Annotated in this window: 18 protein-coding genes; 2 read left to right on the top strand and 16 right to left on the bottom strand. The window is 55.1% G+C overall.

Going from position 1 to position 23,903, the window contains the following annotated elements:
• From ACH0WD_RS14160 to lrhA, 16 genes are all read right to left on the bottom strand, one after another.
• The coding region (locus ACH0WD_RS14160) for an autotransporter-associated beta strand repeat-containing protein (protein WP_395201911.1) at positions 1-3,940 on the bottom strand (3,940 nt) is incomplete at its 3' end.
• Between the two features lie 608 nt (positions 3,941-4,548).
• Positions 4,549-6,006, bottom strand: coding sequence for an NADH-quinone oxidoreductase subunit NuoN (gene nuoN / locus ACH0WD_RS14155; protein WP_000156667.1), 1,458 nt, complete (start codon positions 6,004-6,006; stop codon positions 4,549-4,551).
• A 6-nt stretch (positions 6,007-6,012) separates the two neighbouring features.
• Positions 6,013-7,542, bottom strand: a complete 1,530-nt coding sequence (gene nuoM, locus ACH0WD_RS14150) for an NADH-quinone oxidoreductase subunit M (RefSeq protein ID WP_000926432.1) — start codon at positions 7,540-7,542, stop codon at positions 6,013-6,015.
• A gap of 76 nt (positions 7,543-7,618) precedes the next feature.
• Positions 7,619-9,460, bottom strand: coding sequence for an NADH-quinone oxidoreductase subunit L (nuoL, locus tag ACH0WD_RS14145; protein WP_001056578.1), 1,842 nt, complete (start codon positions 9,458-9,460; stop codon positions 7,619-7,621).
• Entirely contained in the window at positions 9,457-9,759 is a 303-nt protein-coding gene (nuoK, locus tag ACH0WD_RS14140; protein ID WP_000612687.1) for an NADH-quinone oxidoreductase subunit NuoK, read from the bottom strand. The genes nuoL and nuoK overlap by 4 nt, the downstream gene beginning before the upstream one ends.
• A complete protein-coding gene (nuoJ, locus tag ACH0WD_RS14135) occupies positions 9,756-10,310 on the bottom strand; it encodes an NADH-quinone oxidoreductase subunit J (RefSeq protein ID WP_000393522.1) in 555 nt (184 codons plus the stop codon). The genes nuoK and nuoJ overlap by 4 nt, the downstream gene beginning before the upstream one ends.
• 10 nt (positions 10,311-10,320) lie before the next feature.
• Entirely contained in the window at positions 10,321-10,863 is a 543-nt protein-coding gene (gene nuoI, locus ACH0WD_RS14130) for an NADH-quinone oxidoreductase subunit NuoI (RefSeq protein ID WP_000172747.1), read from the bottom strand.
• Between the two features lie 14 nt (positions 10,864-10,877).
• Positions 10,878-11,855: an NADH-quinone oxidoreductase subunit NuoH gene (nuoH, locus tag ACH0WD_RS14125; protein ID WP_000118515.1), complete on the bottom strand. Its 978-nt coding sequence runs from the start codon at positions 11,853-11,855 to the stop codon at positions 10,878-10,880.
• Positions 11,852-14,578, bottom strand: a complete 2,727-nt coding sequence (gene nuoG / locus ACH0WD_RS14120) for an NADH-quinone oxidoreductase subunit NuoG (protein ID WP_001747453.1) — start codon at positions 14,576-14,578, stop codon at positions 11,852-11,854. The genes nuoH and nuoG overlap by 4 nt, the downstream gene beginning before the upstream one ends.
• 30 nt (positions 14,579-14,608) lie before the next feature.
• Positions 14,609-15,946 (bottom strand): NADH-quinone oxidoreductase subunit NuoF, encoded by a 1,338-nt coding sequence (gene nuoF, locus ACH0WD_RS14115; RefSeq protein ID WP_000800048.1) that lies wholly within the window; start codon positions 15,944-15,946, stop codon positions 14,609-14,611.
• A complete protein-coding gene (gene nuoE / locus ACH0WD_RS14110) occupies positions 15,943-16,443 on the bottom strand; it encodes an NADH-quinone oxidoreductase subunit NuoE (RefSeq protein ID WP_000545038.1) in 501 nt (166 codons plus the stop codon). Before nuoE ends, nuoF begins: the two co-directional genes overlap by 4 nt.
• Positions 16,444-16,445: 2 nt before the next feature.
• A complete protein-coding gene (gene nuoC, locus ACH0WD_RS14105; RefSeq protein WP_000247855.1) occupies positions 16,446-18,248 on the bottom strand; it encodes an NADH-quinone oxidoreductase subunit C/D in 1,803 nt (600 codons plus the stop codon).
• Between the two features lie 86 nt (positions 18,249-18,334).
• On the bottom strand, positions 18,335-18,997 hold the full coding sequence (gene nuoB / locus ACH0WD_RS14100) for an NADH-quinone oxidoreductase subunit NuoB (protein ID WP_000386728.1): 663 nt from the start codon (positions 18,995-18,997) through the stop codon (positions 18,335-18,337).
• A 15-nt stretch (positions 18,998-19,012) separates the two neighbouring features.
• Positions 19,013-19,456, bottom strand: a complete 444-nt coding sequence (gene nuoA, locus ACH0WD_RS14095; protein WP_000062993.1) for an NADH-quinone oxidoreductase subunit NuoA — start codon at positions 19,454-19,456, stop codon at positions 19,013-19,015.
• 394 nt (positions 19,457-19,850) lie between these two features.
• Entirely contained in the window at positions 19,851-20,003 is a 153-nt protein-coding gene (locus ACH0WD_RS14090; protein ID WP_001121022.1) for a hypothetical protein, read from the bottom strand.
• 79 nt (positions 20,004-20,082) lie between these two features.
• Positions 20,083-21,021, bottom strand: coding sequence for a transcriptional regulator LrhA (lrhA, locus tag ACH0WD_RS14085; protein ID WP_000606288.1), 939 nt, complete (start codon positions 21,019-21,021; stop codon positions 20,083-20,085).
• Between the two features lie 931 nt (positions 21,022-21,952).
• On the opposite strand from lrhA, the gene alaA reads away from it, so the two are divergent.
• Positions 21,953-23,167: an alanine transaminase AlaA gene (gene alaA / locus ACH0WD_RS14080; RefSeq protein WP_000074540.1), complete on the top strand. Its 1,215-nt coding sequence runs from the start codon at positions 21,953-21,955 to the stop codon at positions 23,165-23,167.
• Positions 23,168-23,260: 93 nt separating this feature from the next.
• Positions 23,261-23,860 carry a 5'-deoxynucleotidase gene (yfbR, locus tag ACH0WD_RS14075; RefSeq protein ID WP_000813882.1) on the top strand — a complete coding sequence of 200 codons (600 nt, stop codon included), beginning with the start codon at positions 23,261-23,263 and terminating at the stop codon, positions 23,858-23,860.
• Positions 23,861-23,903 lie beyond the last annotated feature (43 nt).

Here is a 23,903-nt window from a genome sequence, read left to right as displayed (position 1 = left end):
CGCTGATGGTGGTGCCACCGGTATAACTATTGATTCCGGAGAGTGTGAGCGTCTTATCGCCGGATTTCACCACCTGGCCGCTGCCGCTGATGGCGTTGTCAAAATCGCCGCCGGTGTTCAGCTCCAGCGTGGCGTTATCGGTGACGTCGCCGGTACCCAGCGCCTCAACGTTGCTGGCGACCAGCGTGCCGCCGCTGATGGTGGTGCCGCCGGTGTAAGAATTGGCGCCAGAAAGCGTGAGCGTCTCGTCGCCGGATTTCACCACGCTGCCCGTACCGCCAATGTTGTTGGCGAAGTCACCGCCGGTATTCATTTCCAGCGTGGCGTTGTCGGTGACGTCGCCGCTGCCCAGCGCCTCAACGTTGCTGGCGACCAGCGTGCCGCCGCTGATGGTGGTGCCGCCGGTGTAAGTATTGCTGCCGGAGAGTGTGAGCGTCTTATCGCCGGATTTCACCACGCTGCCCGTACCGCCAATGTTGTTGGCGAAGTCACCGCCGGCGTTCAGCTCCAGCGTGGCGTTGTCGGTAATGTCGCCAGTGCCCAGCGCCTCAACGTTGCTGGCGACCAGCGTACCGCCGCTGATGGTGGTGCCGCCGGTGTAAGAATTGGCACCGGAGAGCGTGAGCGTCTCGTCGCCGGATTTCACCACCTGGCCGCTGCCGCTGATGGCGTTGTCAAAATCGCCGCCGGTGTTCATCTCCAGCGTGGCGTTGTCGGTGACGTTGCCGGTACCCAGCGCCTCAACGTTGGTGGCAATCAGCGTACCCTCGCTGATGGTGGTGCTGCCGGTATAGGTGTTTTCCGCATTCAGGATCAGCGTGCCTGCGCCGGTTTTGGTAAGCGACTGGCCGTTCCAGCCGCTGTTGGCGTCAACATTTTCCAGCACCGTGTTGACCGTAAAGCTGTCGTCGGCATCCGCCAGGTTGAAGGTGCCGTGGGCGTCGATGGCGGCGTTGTCGCGATCGGCATACCACGTCAACGTCTCGACCAGATCATAGTGTGTGTCATTGACGTTTTTCTGCCCCACGACGGTAATAAACGCGTCCGGGTTCATGGCGTTGCCGTTGATAGTGATGTCGTCAAAATCGCCGCTAATGGCGTTGTCCGATTCGATAAGCGCCAGGGAGATCAGATCGTCGGTGCTGCGTATCGGCTCCTGGCTGGCGGGCGAGGCGACATTCAGCGTGCCGTCCAGATTCACGTTTTTTGCGCGGATGGCGGGGCCGCTGGTCGCCGTCAAATCGGCCGTCAGCGTGCTGCCGTCCTGCTGGGTCAGGGTGTTGGCCTGTAGCGTGCTGCCCGCGCCGATTTCAACGGTGGCGCCGCTGTGGGTGGTGAGATCCGCCACGATAAAGGGATCGCTGGCGCTTGCCGCGTCCAGTTTGAGATAAGCGCGGTTGTCGATATTGCCGCTGCCCAGCGCGCCGCCAGCGGTGGCAGTCAGCGTTCCCTCTGCTATGGTGGTGCCGCCGCTGTAGCTGTTGTTGTTACTGAGCGTCAGCTCGCCGCCGCCCTGTTTTACCACGTTGCCGCTGCCGCTGATGACGCTGCCGTAGGCGGCAGCATCGCTGCGGTTAAACGTCAGCGTGCCATTATCAACGATGTCGCCGTTAAACGCGCCCAGCGTGCCTCCGTTGCCAATCTGTAACGTCGTGCCGCTATCGACGGTCGCGCCTTTGGCGGTCATCGCGCCGTTCAGTATCAGCGTGCCGGATTTTACCCAAAGCGCGCTGTTGGTTGTTCCCGAGAGGTTCATCGTCGCGCCCGACAGCGTCCAGTCGCCGCTGCTGGTCACGCTGTTCAGGCCGCTGATGCTGCTGCCCAGCGTACCCTCTCCGTCCAGAATCAGATTATTGTTGGCGCTGGCGCTGTTGTTGTCGTCGGTAATGCTGCCGGATATCTCCGTACCGGTATTGAGGGTGAGGGTGTTGTTCTTGCTGCCGCTGTTGATGAGAATGGCGTTGATTCCGCCGGTTATTTTCCCCTGACTGGTCAGGGTGTTGCCGGAGCCGTTAATGGTTACGCCATTGGTGTCGCCCAGGATTGCTCCCGCATTGGCGAGCTTATTATTGTTGCCGTGGAACTGAACGGCGGTATTTGCCGAGATGGAGCCGCCGGCCAGGTTATTGAGCGTGTGGCCCGTGGTGACGTAGACGCCGAATACCGAGGAGTCCATCGTGCCGCTGTTGTTAATCGTGACGGCGCCGCCGTGGGCATAGACGCTCGCGTCCCCGGCGCCTTTACCCGTTGTGGTAATGGTGCCGGTGTTGGTGATAGTGCCGCTGGCGCCGCTATTGTACTGGATGCCGTAAGACATATTGGAGCCGGTCGCCGTGATGCTGCCGCCATTGGTGACGTTGTTGGCGCCGCTGTTAATCAGGATGCCGTTGTCTTTGGCGACGATAGCGCTTCCGCTTTCGGTCGTTATCTGGTTATTGCCGCCAGCGATACTGATGCCGGTGCTGGTGGTGGTGATCTTACTTCCACTTTTGGCCGTGATCTGGTTGCCGCTGCCTTTACTGACACGGATACCATTTTTGCCTGAAATTTCACCGCCTGAGGTGGTGACGATATTGTTATTGCCGCTGATAAGGAGGCCGTCGCTTACGCCGGTCATCTTCCCCTGGTTGCTGATGGTATTGCCGTTGCCATTAATCGCCACCGCCGTGTTGGCCGAAATTGCGCTCCCGGCCTGGTTATTGAGCGTATGGCCTTTGGAACGTGCCGAGTCGAGATAGACGCCATAGACGGTGGAACTCATGGTTCCGCTGTTGTTGACGACGGTGCCGTCGCCGTTGCCGTGGACATAGACGCTGGCGTCTCCCGCGCCGCCGCCCGTGGTGGTAATGGAGCCGGTATTGGTGATAACGCCGCCGGAGGTACTTTCGCCATAATGGATGCCGTAAGTATTGGCGGTGCCATATGCGGAAATCGTGCCGTCATTGGTGACGAGGTTGTCGACGCCCACTTTAAGTTCCATGGCGGTGGACTTGATGCCGACGAGGCTGCTGTTTCCCGCCGTGATCACCCCGCCGACACGGTTGACCACTTCAAAATGAGAACCGTGATAGAGCGCAACGGTAATAAAATCAGACTGCATAAGGCCGCTATTATCAACAGAAACAGAACCACTCACCGCCATATCATTCAGGGTGTGGACATAAATCGCCGCATCCTCGATCTTGTTTGAACCATCGCTGGCCGTGGTGATAATGGTGCCGGTATTGACAATCGTACCGTAAGTACCGTCGCGAAACTCGACGCCATAAGAGCGCCAGGAGCCATCGGAGCTAATCATCCCGCCGTTGGTGATGTGGGCCTCGCCGCTCTGGACGATCACCCCGGAAACGCCCTCCAGCACCCCGCTTTCGCTGCTGACGTAACTGCCGCCATTGAGCATATAAACGCCGGCATATTCCTGGGGGATATCCTCAGGATCATGCTCATACGTTGCGCTGTTTTCGATCCGGGCATCGTTGATCACGCTGCCGCCGTTTTGAAGCATTATCGCTCCATCCTCGTTGGAACCGGTGATCGTCCCCTGGTTATGTACGCTGGTGGCGCCCGTTGACGAATCCAGGTTCATCGCCTGGCTGTCGGTCAGACTGCTCCCCACGACAGCGCCGCTTTCAATCAGCAGATCCCAGTCGTTGCTGTTATCGCCGACGATGGCGGCGCTGGTCGCTGTGTCGGTGGCGACGGTATTGCCCGTTTCCACGACGAACGGCGTAGCGCCTGACAGGGTGTAGGTGGTGGTCTGGGAGGGAATAGAAACTCGCGTTTCCTCTGCGACGGCGGGGGCAGCATCCATCGCCAGCAGAGTTACCGCGCACGAGGCGCTGACGCTGACGATAGCGCGGCTACCACTGCGCGCCAGTTCGGAGGTGACAATATACATGCCGCGGGCGGCGTTCCATATAATATTGTAGGTTTTGTTCACTTACTATGTCCTTATTTTCTTTTTGTCCTTTTTGTTTACCTCCGTGGAGCAGCACAAAACCCGGCTATATCGGAGTAACGTTTACGACATAATAAATCGGAATTTGTCATTTTATTAAAATTTATAAATGAACATTAGCATGACATGGTGTGTAAATAAATTTATTTAACGATTATATGCACTTAGAGGTTGCGGTAATAATTAGCAATTCTACCGTTTGGATTCATGTAAATTAAATAAATCAAAATAACATTACTGCCAATTATATTAACAAAGCTGACTGGCGTTGAATTTTATCGCTTCGATCTATTATTCAGGGGGAATATAGAGGAGGTGTGAATATAATAGCGCCTGGCGGCGCTGTCGGATGGCTGACAAAAGAGAATACAACGTTGATGCCGGATGGCGACTACGCCTTATCCGGCATCTGGTTCTGTGTTCGTTGAAAAAGTGTTGGGTTTCGGCTATGCCTCACCCAACGAGTCCAGGGTCTCTATGCGTCACAGGTTTTCATAAGTTGGATGCAATCCAACATTTAGAGGCTCCGGTGTTGGTCATCAGCCTCAACCGCCGATAAATCGGCGGTTATTGACATCATCAACGCGGCATTACATCAGCGGCATCGCCAGTTGCACAAGGCTAATCAGCGGCTGCGGCCAGACGCCCAGTACCAACACTAGCAACGCGGAGATCAGCACCACGATACCGCCTGCGCTGTACTGCCAGTTTGTCGGCGCGTCGCGTCCCGGTTGCTGCGGCGCGTGCAGGTAGAGACTCACCGCAACACGCAGGTAGTAGTACAAACCAATCGCGGAACCCACCACCACGGCGGCGACCAGCCACCACAGGCTGGCCTGAACGCCGACCGCCAGCACGTAGAATTTGCCGATAAAGCCCAGCGTCATCGGGATACCTGCCAGCGACAGCATCATCACCGTCATCACCGCGGCAAGAACCGGACGGTGCCAGAACAGACCACGGTAAGAGTACAGGGAATCGGCATCCGGGCCGCGGAACGGGCTGGACATCAGGCTGACCACGCCAAACGCACCGAGGCTGCTGAACAGATAACCGGCCAGGTAAACGCCAACCGCTTCCATCGACATCTCGCCGCTCTGCAGGGCAATCAGCGCCACCAGCAGATAGCCGAGGTGAGAGATAGAAGAGTAACCGAGCAGACGTTTGATGTTGGTCTGGCTCAGCGCCATCAGGTTACCAAAGATGATAGAGGCAAAGGCGATAATGCCCAGCACCACGCGTACCGCTTCGCTGTCGCCTACCGGCGCATAGAGGAACAGACGCATCACCACGCCGAAGATAGCAATTTTGCTCGCCGTCGCCAGGAAGGTGGAAACCGGCGCAGGCGCGCCCTGATAAACGTCTGGCGTCCACAGGTGGAACGGCACCAGAGAGAGTTTAAAGCCCAGACCGACAATCATCAGGCCAAAGCCCGCCAGCAGCAACGGCTCGTGCAGCATACCATCGCCGAGGCTCTTACCGAGCGCTTCGAAAGACAGGTTGCCGGACTGCGCATAGACCAGCGCCATCCCGAACAGCAGGAAAGACGAGGCGGCAGCGGAGAGGATGGTGTATTTGATACTGGCTTCCAGCGAGCGTTTCTGGCGGAAAGCATAACCAATCAGGCCGAACAGCGGCAGCGAGATCAGTTCAATACCAAGGAACAGCGCCGCCAGATGGTTGGCGTTCGCCAGCAGAATTCCGCCCAGGCTGGCGATTAACACCAGCAGGTAGAACTCTTCCTGGTTATCGTTATAGCCTTCCAGCCACGGGTAGGCAAAGGTACAGGTGGCGAGGCTCGCCAGCAGCACCAGCCCGGTGTAGAGCATCGCAAAGCCGTCAACGCGCATCAGCGGCGTGACGTCCATTGCCCCGGCCTGGCCGACAAACCAAAGCGAAACCAGAGCAGCGTTAAGCCCAATGACCGACAGCGTGGCATTGAGGAAGTGATTGCGTCGCCACGCAATGGAGAGCATCACAACCACCACCGTCAAGCCGACGATCAGCAGCGGTAGCAGCGCAATCAGGTGTTGTGGAGTTATTGTCATGGCGATTTACGGCCTTGTAGTAGTAACGGAATTAACAAACCACTGCTGGATGTTGCTCATCGCAGAATGCGAGGTATCCAGAATCGGCTGCGGATAGAAGCCAAGCAGTACCAGAAGCACCACCAGCAACAGAATGATAAACAGCTCGCGCAGCGACATCCCTGGCAGTTCTACACTGGCAATCTGGCTCTTCGCCTTACCAAAGTAAGCGCGATGCAGCATCGCCAGCGAGTATACAGAGGCGAATACCAGCCCAAAGGTCGAGATCACGGTAATCACCGGCACCACCTGGTAGCTGCCGAACAGAATCATAAATTCGCCGACAAAGTTACCGGTGCCCGGCATCCCGAGCGTCGCCACCGCAAAGAACATGGACAGCGCAGGCAACCATTTCATTTTGCCCCACAGGCCGCCCATCATACGCATGTCACGCGTATGCAGACGTTCGTACAACTGGCCACACAGAATGAACAGACCGGCTGCGGACAAACCGTGCGCAATCATCTGAATCACCGCCCCCTGGTAGGCCAGTTGGCTGCCGGTGTAGATAGCAATCAGCACGAAGCCCATATGCGAAACCGAGGTGTAGGCAATCAGACGCTTGATGTCGTATTGGGTAAAGGCCATCCACGCGCCGTAGAAAATGCCGATAACGCCCAGCCACATGGCGATAGGCGCAAACTCCGCCGACGCGTTCGGGAACAATGGCAGGGAGAAACGCAGCAGACCGTAAGCGGCGGTTTTCAGCAAGATACCGGCCAGGTCGACGGAACCGGCGGTCGGCGCCTGGGAGTGCGCATCCGGCAGCCAGCCATGCAGCGGCACCACCGGCATTTTCACCGCGAAGGCGATGAAGAAGCCCAGCATCAGCAGATATTCCACACCGTGGGACATCGGCGTGTTCAGCAGCTCTTCATAGTTGAAAGTCCACACGCCGGTCGCGTTGTAGTGCACAAAGACCAGCGCCAGGATGGCAATCAGCATCACCAGACCACTCGCCTGGGTGTAGATGAAGAACTTGGTCGCCGCCGTGATACGCGTTTTCCCGTTAGAGGCTTTGTGGCCCCACAGCGCTATCAGGAAGTACATCGGCACCAGCATCATTTCCCAGAAGAAGAAGAACAGGAACATGTCGATAGCGAGGAACACGCCGATAACGCCGCCTAAGATCCACATCAGGTTCAGGTGGAAGAAGCCCTGATATTTTTCGATTTCTCGCCAGGAGCAAAGCACCGCCAGAACGCCGAGCAGGCCGGTCAGCACCACCATTAGCAGCGACAGTCCGTCGAGCGCCAGATGGATAGAGATGCCAAAACGCGGGATCCACGGCAGGACAAATTCAGATTGCCACTGTGGAATACCGGCGGATTGCGTCAGTGAGTAGCCGCCCTGCAACCACAATTGCAGACCGAGCGCCAGCGTCAGCCCCATGGTAATCAGCGCTATCCAGCGCGGCACCTTCACGCCAAAGCGTTCGGTCTGCCAGCACAGAAAGCCGCCGATAAAGGGAATCAATATTAGCCAGGGTAGTAACATGGCGATTTTTATTCCTTTTTAAGGCCTCTGACAGAGGCCTGATTTTCAACGAATTTGGATAAAATTCACTTTACGATCAACGCAGTGCCATCAGCAGCGCCAGCACCACAACCGCGCCGATGCTCATGGATGCCACATACCAGCGCAAATAACCGTTCTCGCTTAGTACCAGGCCTTTGCCTGCAAAACGGGAAAGGATAGCCGGAATGTTCATCAACGCATTAAGCGGGTCGCGCTTCAGCAGCCAGGCAATGCCCAGGAATGGCTTGACGAATACTTTGTCGTACAGCCAGTCAAAGCCCCAGGCGTTATACCACCAGGTACCCAGCAGACGGCCCGGCGCGCTGTTGGCGATCGACGTCACCAGCGTGCGTTTACCCAGCCACAGCCATGCGGCAATCAGGATGCCGGCAATCGCTACGATGCCAGAGGTAATTTCCAGCGTCATGACGCGCCCATGCGCCAGTTCAGTTGTCTGCGGCAGCACCCCCTGCAATGGCGGCACAATCAGCGCGCCAACAAAGGTAGACAGAATCATCAGGACAATCAGCGGCAGATGGTGGGTAATCCCCTTCCCTGCATGAGCATGAATTTGTTCTTTACCGTGGAATACGATGAAAATCATCCGGAAGGTGTACAGCGAGGTCATGAACGCGCCGACCAGACCCGCCACCATCAGATTGATATGACCGTTAGCCATCGCGCCGGCCAGGATCTCATCCTTACTGAAGAAACCCGCAGTGACCAGCGGCAGCGCCGACAGCGCCGCGCCCCCCACCAGGAAGCAGGCATACACCAGTGGAATCGACTTACGCAGACCGCCCATCTTAAAGATGTTCTGTTCGTGATGACAGGCCAGAATCACCGAGCCGGAGGCCAGGAACAGCAGCGCTTTAAAGAAGGCGTGCGTCATCAGGTGGAAAATCGCTGCATCCCACGCCTGTACGCCCAGCGCCAGGAACATGTAGCCAATCTGGCTCATGGTGGAATAGGCCAGCACGCGTTTGATGTCGGTCTGCACCAGCGCGGCGAAACCCGCCATGACCAGCGTAATCGCCCCGATAATGCCCACCAGATGCAGAATTTCCGGGGTCATCAGGAACAGACCATGGGTACGAGCGATCAGGTAGACACCGGCGGTCACCATGGTAGCGGCGTGGATCAGCGCGGAGACCGGCGTCGGACCGGCCATCGCGTCGGCAAGCCAGGTCTGCAACGGTAGCTGCGCAGATTTACCGACCGCGCCGCCCAGCAGCATCAGCGTCGCCCACATCAGCATGTTGTTGCCGTCAGCAAAGTGCGCTGGCGCCAGCTCGACCATTTCGCGGAAGTTCAGCGTGCCCAGTTCGTTGTAGAGGATGAACAGCGCGAAGGCGAGGAACACGTCACCGACACGGGTCACCACGAAGGCTTTCATTGCCGCTGCGCCATTCTTCGGATCGCTGTAATAGAAGCCGATCAACAGATAAGAGCACAGGCCCACGCCTTCCCAGCCGAGGTACATCAACAGCAGGTTATCGGACAGCACCAGAACAACCATGCTGGCGATAAACAGGTTGGTATAAGCGAAGAAGCGGGAGTAACCCTCTTCCCCACGCATGTACCAGGACGCGAACATGTGGATCAAGAAGCCGACGCCGGTGACCACAGAGAGCATGGTCAGCGACAGGCCGTCCAGCACCAGGTTAAAACCGATGTTGAAGTTACCGACCGACATCCACGTCCACAGCGGCTGGCTGAACGCCTGTTTGCCGTTGGCGAAGAAATCCATCCCGACAAACGCTGTCACCAACGCCGCCAGGCCAACGGAGCCCACGCCAATGGTCGCGGAGAGATTTTCCGACCAGCGTCCGCGAGAGAACGCCAGCAGTACAAAGCCAATCAATGGCAGAATAATGGTTAAGGCAAGCATGTTCATCCACGCATCTCACTTACTGAATCGATGTTCAGGTTCTGGCGACGGCGATGGAGTTGCAGCAACAGCGCAAGTCCAATACTCGCTTCCGCAGCCGCAAGGCTGATGGCGAGAATGTACATCACCTGACCATCGGTCTGGCCCCAGTAGCTCCCGGCGACCACAAAGGCCAGCGCGGAGGCGTTAATCATGATTTCCAGCCCGATCAGCATAAACAGCAGATTGCGGCGGATAACCAGACCGGTTAAACCCAGGACGAATAAAATCGCAGCGAGGATCAGTCCGTGTGTTAAGGGGATCATGCGCGCTCCTCCGTTTTTCTTTTCGCGCGGTCATCGGCGCGGTTGCTTAGCACTTCGCCCGCACGCTCTTCACGACCGACGTGGAACGCCACCACCAGGCCTGCCAGCAGCAGCATAGACGCCAGTTCGACCGCCAGAACATAAGGCCCGAACAGCGTAATGCCCACCGCTTTCGCGCTAATCGGCGTGCCGTCGATGCCCTGGTCGTTAACGCCCAGAATGGCGTACACAATGACCGCCAGCATAATGGCCGACAAAACCGCCGGACCAATCCACACCTGCGGCTTCAGCCACTGGCGTTCCTGCTCGATTTCGCTGCCGCCGAGGTTGAGCATCATCACCACGAACACAAACAGCACCATGATGGCGCCTGCGTAGACGATAATTTCCAGCGCACCGGCAAAATAAGCGCCCAGCGAAAAGAACACCCCGGAAATCGCCAGTAGCGATATCACCAGATACAACAGCGCGTGTACCGGATTGGTATGGGTGATCACTCGCAGGGTCGCGAGGATGGCTATCAGGCCACAGATATAAAAAGCGAATTCCATTGCCCTCTCCTTACGGTAACAGGCTCTTGACGTCGATAGGCTTGGCTTCGTTCTCTGCTTCGCCTTTATCTTTGCCGTCGATTGCCATACCCGCCATCCGGTAGAAGTTATATTCCGGGTATTTGCCCGGACCGGAAATCAGCAGATCCTCTTTTTCGTACACCAGATCCTGACGTTTGTATTCGCCCAGTTCGAAGTCCGGGGTCAACTGAATCGCCGTGGTCGGGCACGCTTCTTCGCACAGGCCGCAGAAGATGCAGCGTGAGAAGTTAATGCGGAAAAATTCCGGATACCAGCGGCCATCTTTGGTCTCCGCTTTTTGCAGAGAGATACAGCCTACCGGACAGGCTACCGCACACAGGTTACAGGCAACGCAGCGCTCTTCACCGTCCGGGTCGCGCGTGAGCACGATACGACCACGGTAACGGGGCGGTAAATAGACCGGCTCTTCCGGATACATCCGCGTTTCGCGTTTGGCGAACGCATGCAGGCCGATCATCCAGATACTGCGTACCTGAGTGCCGAAACCTACTAATAATTCTTTTAAGGTCATGGTCTTTGTGTCCCTTATTGCGCCTGCCACAGAATGACAGCCGCCGTTACCAGCAAGTTGATGAGCGTCAGCGGCAGGCAAACTTTCCAGCCGAAGGACATTACCTGGTCATAACGCGGACGCGGTAACGACGCACGAATCAAAATGAACATCATCATGAAGAACGCGGTTTTCAGCGCGAACCAGACGAATGGCGGTAAGAACGGGCCATGCCAGCCACCGAAGAACAGCGTTACCATCAGCGCGGAAACGGTGACGATACCGATGTACTCCCCCACGAAGAACAGACCGAATTTCATACCGGAATATTCGATGTGGTAACCGTCCGCCAGTTCCTGCTCGGCTTCCGGCTGGTCAAACGGGTGACGGTGACAGACCGCTACGCCCGCGATGGCGAAAGTAACAAACCCAAAGAATTGCGGAATCACGTTCCACAGATGCGCCTGGTTATTGACGATATCGGTCATATTAAATGAACCGGCCTGCGCCACCACGCCCATCAGGGAAAGACCAAGAAACACTTCGTAGCTCACCGTCTGGGCAGACGCGCGCATCGCGCCCAGCAGCGAGTATTTGTTGTTGCTCGACCAACCGGCGAACAGCACCGCGTAAACTGCCAGACCGGCCATCATCAGGAAGAACAAAATCCCGATGTTTAAATCGGCCACCACCCAGTTAGGGCTAACCGGCACAATGGCGAAGGAGAGCAGCAGCGAAGTAAACGCGATCATCGGCGCCAGGGTAAAGATGACGCGATCCGAGAATTTCGGGATCCAGTCTTCTTTAAAGAACATCTTGATCATATCCGCGACCAGCTGGAGCGAGCCGCCCCAGCCAACGCGGTTTGGTCCATAACGGTTCTGGAACAGACCCAGCAGACGACGTTCGCCAAAGCTCATGAAGGCCCCGCAGGTGACAACCACCAGCAGAATCACCACCGCTTTGAGAATGCTCAGCAGGATCTCAATCAGATCCGGTGTAATCCAACTCATTGTTGCGCCTCCCGCAGATCCTCAAGACGCGCGCCAGCCAGAACCGGCGCGATGCCAGGCATACCCATCGGCAGCCCTACCTGCCCTGCCGCTAACCCTTCAGAGATTTCAACCGGCAGCGTCACCGTATTGCCATCGTAGCTAAAGGAGACGCGCGTCCCGGCATTGACGCCCAACTTCGCGGCATCCGCCGGGTTAAGTTTGATATACGGCTGCGGCATACGGCTCTGGAAGACCGGAGAACGCTGAGACAATTCGTCGCTGCCAAACAGGTGGTAATACGGCGCAATACGCCACTGACCGTCCTGCGCCTGGAAGCTTGCCGGCACGGTAGTGAAATAAGCCAGACCGCCCTCAGTCGCTTCAATCAAACGCACGCCCGGATCGCCGTGACGCAGTTTGCCGCCCACTTCATCCTGGAATTTGTTCCACGCCTGCGGGGAGTTCCAGCCCGGCGCCCAGGCGAACGGAATTTCAGATCGCGGGGCAGTCGGTTGGTTATTCCCTTCCATTGAGAAGGCGAACATGGTGTCTTTATCCTGCGGCTGACGTGGTTCATGCACGCTGATATTGGCGCGCATCGCCGTACGACCGCTGTAACGATGCGGTTCGCGCGCCAGCTTCTGCCCACGAATGCGGAAGGTCGCATCCGGCGCGGCGTCTTTAATGCCGGCAAATTGCGGCATGGCGGCAATGACCGCGTCGATCACATGGTCAAGCTGTGTCCAGTCCACTTCGCGGTTTTCGACGGTGCTGTGCAGCGAATGCAGCCAGCGCCAGCTTTCCAGCATAATCGTCTTGTTATCGTAGTAGGCCGGATCATAAACCTGGAAGAAGCGCTGCGCGCGGCCTTCGTTGTTGATGACCGTACCATCGCTTTCGGCGAAGCTTGCCGCGGAAAGCACCAGATGCGCGTTTTCCATAATCGCCGTGCGCTGATGGTCAACCACCATCACCAGCGGCGCTTTGGCGAGCGCGGCGTTCACGCGCGTAGCGCTTGCATGACGGTGGAGATCGTTTTCCAGCACCACCACCGCGTCCGCGCTGCCGGTTTCCAGCTCGCCCAACGCATCATCAAGCGAACCGCCGCCCATCATACCCAGCCCCATGCTGTTCACGGAACGGGCAATCATAGTAATACCGACGTCGGCGCCACGGCCTTTCAGCGCTTTCGCCACGTTGGCGGCCGCCTGAATCACCTCACTGCTACCGGCGTTAGTGCCGGAGATAATCAGCGGTTTTTTCGCGCCGGCCAACGCCTGCACAATGACATCAATTTTGTTTTGTAAGTCGCTGTCGATACCGTCAACCGCAGGCGCCGTATTGTCCAGCGCATGAGCAATCGCAAAGCCCAGGCGCGCCTGATCTTCCACCGGCGCGCGATAGGTCCAGGCGGCGATATCATCCAGACGGGTGTCGTCCACGTTGGTCACGAACAGCGGATGTTTGGCACGCTGGCCGATGTTAAGGATGGCCGCAATCTGCCAGTCGGCCACTTTCTGCGCCGCCGCCATTTCACGCGCTTTACCTTTCACCGCCTGGCGTACCGCCAGCGCAACGCGCGCGCCGGTCTGAGTGACATCCTCACCCAAGACCAGTACCGCGTCATAAGATTCGATCTCCCGCAGCGCCGGGGTGTAAATTCCGCCTTCACGCAGCACTTTCAGCGCCAGTTGCAGACGTTCCTGCTCGCCGCGCGCGATACCTGTGTAGAAGTTTTCCGCACCAACCAGCTCACGCAGCGCAAAGTTGCTCTCAATGCTGGCGCGTGGCGAACCGATACCGATCACTTTCTTCGACTGGCGCAGAATATCCGCCGCGCCCTGCATCGCCTGCTCGGCGTTGAGAGTAATAAAGTCATCGCCGCGGCGCTGAACCGGCTGACGCGGACGGTCTTTCAGGTTCACATAGCCATAGCCGAAACGACCGCGGTCGCAGAGGAAGTAGTGGTTAACGGTACCGTTGTAACGGTTTTCGATACGGCGTAATTCGCCATAGCGCTCGCCCGGGCTGATGTTACAGCCGATGGAACACTGCTGGCAGATGCTCGGCGCAAACTGCATGTCCCATTTACGGTTGTAACGCTCGGAGTGCGTTTTATCGGTGAAGACGCCGGTCGGGCAAATCTCGACCAGGTTACCGGAGAATTCGCTTTCCAGCGTACCGTCTTCCGGACGCCCGAAGTAGACGTTGTCATGCGCGCCATAGACGCCCAGATCGGTGCCGTCGGCATAATCTTTGTAGTAACGTACACAACGGTAGCAGGCGATGCAGCGGTTCATTTCGTGCGAGATGAACGGCCCCAGATCCTGGTTGCGGTGGGTACGTTTGGTGAAACGGTAGCGACGGAAACTGTGACCCGTCATCACGGTCATATCCTGAAGATGGCAGTTACCGCCCTCTTCACAGACCGGACAGTCGTGCGGGTGGTTAGTCATCAGCCACTCCACCACGCTTTCACGGAACTGTTTCGCTTCTTCGTCGTCAATAGAGATAAAGGTACCGTCGGTGGCTGGCGTCATACAGGACATCACCAGGCGACCACGCGTATCTTCCGCGTTTTGGTATTGCTTCACCGCACACTGGCGGCAAGCACCGACGCTTCCCAGCGCCGGGTGCCAGCAAAAATACGGAATATCAAGGCCGAGGGACAGACATGCCTGTAGCAGGTTGTCCGCGCCGTTGACCTCGTATTCTTTGCCGTCTACATGAATCGTAGCCATTAGCATGCTTCCAAATTAAAAATCGTTAACTCACCAGCGCTCTTTGAGCAGGTTCGGCTGAATACCATTGATTAAATGGGTATTGCTGAACGGCTGCTTGATGCCAGCTTCGAATTCTTCGCGGAAATACTTAATTGCGCTTTGCAGTGGCTCAACCGCGCCCGGCGCATGCGCGCAGAAGGTTTTACCCGGTCCGAGGAAACGACACAGTTGCTCAAGTGTCTCGATATCCCCCGGCTGGCCTTCGCCACGCTCCAGCGCGCGCAGAATTTTCACGCTCCACGGCAACCCGTCGCGGCATGGCGTACACCAGCCGCAGGATTCGCGGGCAAAGAACTCTTCCAGGTTACGCACCAGCGACACCATGCCGATTTCGTGGTCTACCGCCATCGCCAGCGCGGTGCCCAGACGGCTGCCTGCTTTACCGATGCTTTCGAACTCCATCGGCAGGTCAAGATGCGCCTCGGTCAGGAAGTCGGTTCCCGCCCCGCCCGGCTGCCAGGCTTTGAATTTCAGGCCATCGCGCATACCGCCCGCGTAGTCTTCGAGGATCTCGCGCGCGGTGGTGCCGAACGGTAATTCCCACAGGCCCGGATTCTTCACGCGGCCTGAGAAGCCCATCAGCTTGGTACCCGCATCTTTGCTTTTCGAAATGTTCTGGTACCACTCCACGCCGTTGGCGAGGATTGCCGGGACGTTGCACAACGTTTCGACGTTGTTCACACAGGTCGGCTTGCCCCATACGCCGGAGGTCGCCGGGAAGGGCGGCTTGGAGCGTGGGTTCGCGCGGCGGCCTTCGAGGGAGTTAATCAGCGCCGTTTCTTCACCACAGATGTAACGCCCTGCCCCGGTGTGGACAAACAGTTCAAAGTCGAACCCGGTGCCCATGATATTTTTGCCAAGCAGCCCGGCCTCGGTTGCTTCAGCAATCGCACGGCGCAGATGTACAGCCGCTTCGATATATTCGCCGCGCAGGAAGATGTAACCACGATACGCTTTCAGCGCGAACGCGGAGATCAGCATGCCTTCCACCAGCAGGTGCGGCAGCTGTTCCATCAGCAGACGATCTTTATAGGTGCCCGGTTCCATTTCATCGGCGTTACACAGCAGGTAACGGATGTTCATGGATTCATCTTTCGGCATCAGGCTCCACTTCAGACCGGTGGAAAAGCCCGCGCCGCCGCGACCTTTCAGACCGGCGTCTTTTACCTGGCTGACGATTTCATCCGGAGACAGGCCGGTCAGCGCCTTACGTGCGCCTTCGTAGCCGTTTTTGCTACGATACTCATCCAGCCAGACCGGCTGTTTGTCATCGCGCAGACGCCAGGTCAGCGGATGGGTTTCGGGAGTACGGATAACGTTTTTCATTTATACCGCTCCAGTAGTTCAGGAATGGCTTCCGGGGTCAGATGGCTGTGAGTATCCTCATCAATCATCATGTTCGGCCCTTTATCGCAATTCCCCAGGCAGCAGGTCGGCAGCAGCGTAAAGCGACCGTCAAAGGTCGTCTGCCCCGGTTTGATGTTGAGATTTTTTTCCAGCGCGGCCTGAATCCCCTGATAGCCGGTGATATGGCACACCACGCTGTCGCAGTAGCGAATCACGTGGCGACCGACCGGCTGACGGAAAATCTGGCTGTAGAATGTGGCGACGCCTTCGACGTCGCTCGCCGGAATACCCAGCACATCGGCAATAGCGTAGATCGCGCCGTCCGGCACCCAGCCACGCTGCTTCTGAACGATTTTCAGCGCTTCAATGGACGCCGCACGCGGGTCTTCGTAGTGGTGCTTCTCGTGCTCTATCGCTTCACGCTCTGCCGCACTCAGCTCAAAAGCCTCGGTTTGTGGTTGTTGATTCTCGTGCATAATTAGCGGTCCACATCTGACATAACAAAATCGATACTACCCAGATAGACAATCAGGTCGGAGACCAGGCTACCGCGGATCGCCGAGGGAATCTGCTGCAGGTGCGCAAAGCTCGGCGTGCGCACGCGGGTACGGTAGCTCATAGTGCTGCCGTCGCTGGTCAGGTAGTAACTGTTAATCCCCTTCGTCGCTTCCACCATCTGGAAGGACTCCTGCGCCGGCATCACCGGGCCCCAGGAGACCTGCAGGAAGTGGGTGATCAGGGTTTCGATATGTTGCAGCGTGCGCTCTTTCGGCGGCGGCGTGGTCAGCGGGTGATCCGCTTTGAACGGGCCTTCCGGCATGTTATCGAGGCACTGCTGAAGAATGCGCAGACTCTGGCGCAGCTCTTCCACTTTCAGCATCACGCGGGTATAGCAGTCGGAAACGCCACCGCCCACCGGCACTTCAAAGTCAAAGTTTTCGTAGCCAGAGTATGGACGCCATTTACGTACGTCGAAGTCGATCCCGGTCGCGCGCAGCCCTGCGCCGGTGGTGCCCCACTCCAGCGCCTCTTTCGCGCCGTAAGCGGCAACGCCCTGCGAACGCCCTTTCAGAATGGTGTTACGCAGCGCGGCTTTCTCGTAAGAATCCAGACGCTTCGGCATCCACTCAAGGAACTCTCGCAGCAGACGATCCCAACCGCGCGGCAAGTCGTGCGCGACGCCGCCGATACGGAACCAGGCCGGGTGCATACGGAAACCGGTAATGGCTTCCACCAGGTCATAAATTTTCTGCCGGTCGGTAAAGGCAAAGAAGACCGGCGTCATCGCGCCGACGTCCTGAATAAAGGTCGAGATGTACAGCAGATGACTGTTAATGCGGAACAGTTCGGAGAGCATCACGCGGATGACGTTCACACGATCCGGGACGGTGATCCCTGCCAACTTTTCTACCGCCAGCACGTACGGCATTTCATTGACGCATCCACCGAGGTATTCGATACGGTCGGTATAGGGAATGTAGCTATGCCAGGACTGGCGCTCGCCCATTTTTTCGGCGCCGCGGTGGTGATAGCCGATATCCGGCACGCAGTCGACGATTTCTTCACCGTCAAGTTGCAGGATAATACGAAACGCACCGTGCGCAGACGGGTGGTTCGGGCCGAGGTTGAGGAACATAAAGTCCTCGTTGTCAGTCCCGCGCTTCATCCCCCAGTCTTCCGGCTTAAAGGTCAGCGCTTCCATTTCCAGATCCTGCTTGGCTTTGGTCAGCTCAAACGGGTCGAATTCGGTCGCGCGCGCCGGATAATCTTTACGCAGCGGATGGCCTTCCCAGGTTTGCGGCATCATGATGCGCGTCAGGTGCGGGTGGCCTTCGATATCAATACCAAACATCTCCCAGGTCTCACGCTCGTACCAGTTGGCGTTAGGGAAAAGTTTAGTGAAGGTCGGCACGCGCAGGTCGTTTTCAGACAACGCCACCTTGAGCATGATATCGCGATTACGCTCAATGGAAATCAGGTGGTAGAAAACGGAAAAATCCGCGGCGGGTAACCCGTCACGGTGCGTACGCAGGCGTTCATCCATGCCGTGTAAGTCAAACAGCATGACGTAAGGTTTCGGCAGTTTCTTTAAGAAATCGCCAACCTCCAGTAGTTGTTCACGCTTGACCCAAACAACGGGGATACCGGTGCGGGTCGCCTGAACGGTAAAGGCATCCGGCCCAAAACGGTTGCGCAGTTCGCCGATAACCGGATCATCAAGATGATCGCGGGTACTCCATGCAGCGTCTTGCGCGGTTAAGTCGGTCATATTGTTCACCATTGCAAATGGTCCGTGGTGGTCGGCAGTGCTTCGCGCTATTAAAATAGTGGTTAGCGAAGTGAAGTGCTGCTGCCGACAGGCGCAAATTAAATCTCGTCCGGGGTACGCAGGTTCGTGACGGCAATACGCTCGCCGCGTTTACGTTCGCGTTCTGGCTGCATATTGGCGCGATACACGCCCTGATCGCCCACCACCCATGAGAGCGGACGGCGCTCTTTGCCAATCGATTCTTGCAGCAGCATCAACGCCTGCATATACGCTTCCGGACGCGGCGGACAGCCAGGGATATACACATCCACCGGGATGAACTTATCAACGCCCTGCACTACCGAATAAATATCGTACATGCCGCCGGAGTTGGCGCAGGCGCCCATAGAAATGACCCATTTTGGCTCCAGCATTTGGTCATACAGACGCTGAATAACCGGGGCCATTTTGGTAAAGCAGGTACCGGCCACCACCATCAGGTCAGCCTGACGTGGCGACGCACGCAGCACTTCCGCGCCAAAACGGGCAACGTCATGCACTGCGGTAAAAGAGGTCACCATCTCTACATAGCAGCAAGAAAGGCCGAAATTGTAGGGCCAAATTGAGTTTTTACGGCCCCAGTTAACCATGTCATGCAGTTTGCCCATGAACACGTTTTTGTTAACTTCCTGCTCCAGGGGGTCGGTTACGATCTCCTGTTTTTGCAGGGGGTAACGGTCATTCTCACCGTTAGGATCTATGCGGGTGAGCGTATAATCCATCTTAATGCCTCGCGGTTAGCGTTGACGATTAGCGATACTGTTCGTTTCCGGGTTCATACGCTCGCGGCGTGAACGCGCGGGCGTCCAGTCCAACGCGCCAATACGCGCCAGATAAACCAGACCAGCCAGTAACACAAAAATAAAAATTGCAGCTTCCACAAAGCCAACCCAGCCGCTTTCGCGGATAGAAGTTGACCATGCGAACAGATACAGCGCTTCAACGTCGAAGATAACGAAGAACATGGCTACCAGGTAAAACTTGGCAGACAGGCGTAAGCGGGCGGTGCCGACCGAGTCGATACCTGATTCAAACGGAACGTTCTTGTGCCTCGCGCGTGCGCGACCGCCCAAAAACCAACCGCCTACCAGCATCAGGCAGCACAGGCCAATGGCAACGATAAGAAAGATAGCGAATGCCCAGTGATGAGCGATGACTTCAGTGGATGTTGACATACTCATTGCTTACTCATCAAAAGTAGCGCCAGTTTCTCTGCTCTTTACGGCAGATGGGCGCCACATCGATTCATGGGGAGGAATAAAAAAAACCCTACAATTACTGTAGAAAATGATAAAAACAGCTAATTGATGTGGTTTTTTACTCCTTTCTATAACCTTTTGTCAACTTTAACAAAAGTTCCTTCACATTAATTTACATCAATTCATCACCATTAACATTAAGTGCCATCCTGGAGAAAATGACTCTTCGGCCAGGGGGGATTTTATGTTGTTGAATCGTGTCCGTTGTGAAGCAAAAGAAATAACACACACCTATTTTGACAGGAATTTGTGAAGATGCCTCCCCCTAAATGGGAGTATTTTCTTGATCTGTGACACGCTTTTGTTAATTCACCCCCTAAAACAGCAACAATTTCTCTAGTTTTTTAACATGCAAATTCATAAAATGGATGTTCTGGTTATTTTTTACCCACATTGAACTGCGAATCGCTACTGGCTGATTTACCGCAACTTTTACAATTTGTGCGGTTAAGCGCGTACAGATGGGCACAAAAAAAGAGCCACTGAGCGTTTTTTCATCGCCAGCGGCTCTTTTTTACATTTACGACTTAGCGCCTTTTGCCTGCGAGCTACTCAAAACCCCCTTCCACCATCAGCGGATCATCTCCGCCCTCTGCAGAAAACTGGTTGTAATGCCATGGGTTTTGATAACTTTCCATCGCATGGAAAATCACCATCGCCAGCTCGTTCTGGCTATTGGGATCGCGGCACAACAGATATTCCGTATCCGGCAAAGGCGGTAATCCGTCTGCGGCGCCCAGCACGCGAAGGTCGGGACTCATCATTTCGACAGGTCGAGCCGTTACGCCAAGACCGGCTTTAACGGCCGCGCGTACCGCCGGTAATGTAGACGCCACATAGGCCAGCCGCCAGGGAATACCCGCTGCATTTAGCGTCTCCAGCACCATATCGCGGAATGGGCTGGGATCGTCCAGCAGGACTAATGGTACGGGCTCTCCCCTTTGCAAAACATACTCAGCCGCACAATACCAATGGGTGGGCGAGGTCCGCAAATTCAGACAGTCCAGCGAATGAGGTTGGTTAGTCGTCACCACCAAATCTACTTCCTGCGATTTAACCATGTCCACCATATAGGCGTTGCGTTTTACCCGTACATCAAGCGCGAGTTTCGGATAAACCGAGCTGATTCGGCTAAGCAAAAAAGGCAGGATAGTATCAGCTGATTCATCAGAAGCGCCGATTGTTAACACTCCCTGAAGATTACTGAACATTAATGATGAACACGCCTCATCATTAAAACGCAGGATTTTTCTGGCGTACCCCAGAAGCTGGATACCGTGTTCGGTCAAAAGTTTGTTACGGCCATGGCGGGCGAACAATTCCTTTCCCACGAGTTGCTCAAGACGCTGCATTTGCTGACTGACCGCAGACTGAGTACGACATACCGCCGCCGCCGCCGCGGCGAAGGTGTTCAGATCGGCAACGGCCACGAACGTTCTCAGCAGATCGAGATCGAGGTTAATTATCGGACGATTTGCATTTATCATAATTTTTCACTTACTGGCGGGTCATATCGGGCTGACCTGGTTAATGCTGTGCATTCAGAAACAAGCAATTCCATTTGTAATGTGCATCCTTCGCAGTACCGCCTGGTTACCCAGGTAAATGTTAGAATGTAATTGAAAATACGACCAAAACACTTCTCTTACTTACTGATATAATACCAAATGCAACTGATCGGGATATATCAAAGAGAATGTGTCATACCTTTAGGCGTCTACAGATTTCTGCTAATGATGGACGTGTAAATCTTGTAACAGCGTCAAATAGTTTACCGAGACGCACAGATACAAAAACAATATATTGAACAATAGGTTATGTATAAAATCGCGTCATGATAATTAGCAGACAACGCAGACTACGCCCCCGTTTCGGATCATTATCTTAACCTAAAACCGCTATATTTATAAGTATTATTACGAATAATCTTAACCTTGGATATGTTATACTAATCGGACCAGAAAGATATTATTACGACTTTAGTAAATGCTTTTTAAATATTAAATAATAATTAATTAAGATTTCTACCATTCATTAATTATACTTAACAATAGTTTCACACCCCCCGCCGCCGGAAAGGTCTAACCTTCTCATTTTACCTTTAATACTCAGTATTTCCGAAATAGCCAGCGCGACACTAATGATGAATGCTTATCTCTCATAAAACAGATAATTTCTGACAACATAAAAAACCACATTACGCGCAATCATATAGAATAAAACACTATACATACAAACAAAAATAGAAAATACATCTAAGCAAATGATTTTATGAAGTTTTAAACAGCACGAAAGCGCGTTAAAAATAAACAAAATCTTCTTCTGTTCACTCTTCAAAACTCACCGTCGTGGGAGTACATTGTTTCGTGCTGACTTCCACGGCAGGGAGTGGCAATAACAGCTAAAAGGTCAAGATTCATGTCCCCCATTGAAAAATCCAGCAAACTCGAAAATGTCTGTTATGACATTCGTGGCCCCGTTCTGAAAGAAGCGAAACGCCTTGAGGAAGAAGGTAATAAAGTTCTTAAACTGAATATCGGCAACCCCGCCCCCTTCGGATTCGAAGCGCCGGACGAAATTCTGGTCGATGTCATTCGTAATTTGCCGACGGCGCAAGGATATTGCGACTCGAAAGGGCTTTATTCTGCCCGTAAAGCGATTATGCAGCATTATCAGGCCCGTGGAATGCGCGATGTAACCGTGGAAGATATCTATATCGGTAACGGCGTTTCCGAGCTGATCGTTCAGGCGATGCAGGCGTTGCTTAACAGTGGCGATGAAATGCTGGTTCCCGCGCCCGATTATCCGTTATGGACAGCGGCGGTATCGCTCTCCAGCGGCAAGGCGGTACATTATCTTTGCGATGAATCTTCCGACTGGTTCCCGGACCTTGACGATATCCGCGCCAAAATCACCCCACGTACGCGTGGTATTGTCATTATTAATCCAAACAACCCTACTGGCGCCGTCTATTCTAAAGAATTGTTGATGGAAATTGTCAACATTGCGCGCGAGCATAATCTCATCATCTTCGCCGATGAAATTTATGACAAGATTCTCTATGACGATGCCGAGCATCACTCTATCGCCGCACTGGCACCTGATCTGCTGACCATCACCTTTAATGGGTTGTCTAAAACCTATCGCGTCGCCGGCTTCCGCCAGGGCTGGATGGTGCTGAACGGGCCGAAAAAACATGCGAAGGGCTATATTGAAGGGCTGGAGATGTTAGCCTCAATGCGCCTGTGCGCCAACGTCCCGGCGCAACATGCTATTCAGACCGCGCTCGGCGGCTATCAAAGCATTAGCGAATTTATTCTGCCGGGCGGTCGACTGTATGAACAGCGTAACCGCGCCTGGGAGTTGATTAACGATATCCCCGGCGTTTCCTGCGTAAAACCGCGCGGCGCGTTGTACATGTTCCCCAGGATCGACGCTAAACGTTTTAATATTCACGACGACCAGAAGATGGTGCTGGACTTCCTGCTACAGGAAAAGGTGCTGCTGGTGCAAGGTACCGCCTTTAACTGGCCGTGGCCGGATCACTTCCGCATTGTGACGCTACCGCGTGAAGATGACCTGGAGATGGCCATCAACCGTTTTGGGCGTTTCCTCTCAGGTTACCATCAATAATCTTAAATTCAGGCTACTTCGGTAGCCTGAATTGCATCTTCATCTCCCTCCCCGCACAATGAAGTCTGCCGCAGTGAAAACAAAAGGTAATCTATGAAGCAGAGCCATTTTTTCGCCCATCTCTCCCGCATGAAGTTGATTAACCGCTGGCCGCTGATGCGTAACGTGCGTACGGAAAACGTCTCCGAACATAGTCTGCAGGTGGCGATGGTCGCCCATGCGTTGGCGGCGATAAAAAACCGTAAATTTGGCGGTCAGCTCAATGCTGAACGCATCGCGCTTCTGGCGATGTATCATGATGCCTCGGAAGTACTGACCGGCGATCTGCCGACGCCGGTAAAATATTTTAATTCCCAGATAGCCCAGGAATATAAAGCGATCGAAAAAATCGCCCAGCAAAAGCTGGTTGATATGGCGCCGGATGAATTACGCGATATTTTCGCACCGCTTATTGATGAGAATGCCTGGAGCGAAGAAGAACAGGCAATCGTAAAACAGGCCGATGCGCTTTGCGCCTACCTGAAATGCCTGGAAGAGCTCTCGGCGGGAAACAATGAGTTTGGACTGGCAAAAACGCGGCTGGAAAAAACGCTGGAATTACGTCGCAGCCAGGAGATGGACTATTTTATGGCGGTGTTCGTACCAAGTTTCCATCTTTCTCTTGACGAGATAAGCCAGGATTCACCGCTTTAGTTGCCGGATGGCGGCTAACGCCTTATCCGGCCTACCGTTCTTC

It is taken from the genome of Salmonella sp. 2020_1395, from assembly GCF_043848115.1.
GTDB classification, from domain to species: Bacteria; Pseudomonadota; Gammaproteobacteria; order Enterobacterales; family Enterobacteriaceae; genus Salmonella; species Salmonella enterica.
The sequence above is the reverse complement of the archived record's forward strand: the minus strand, read 5'-3'. Positions and strand labels throughout refer to the sequence as shown.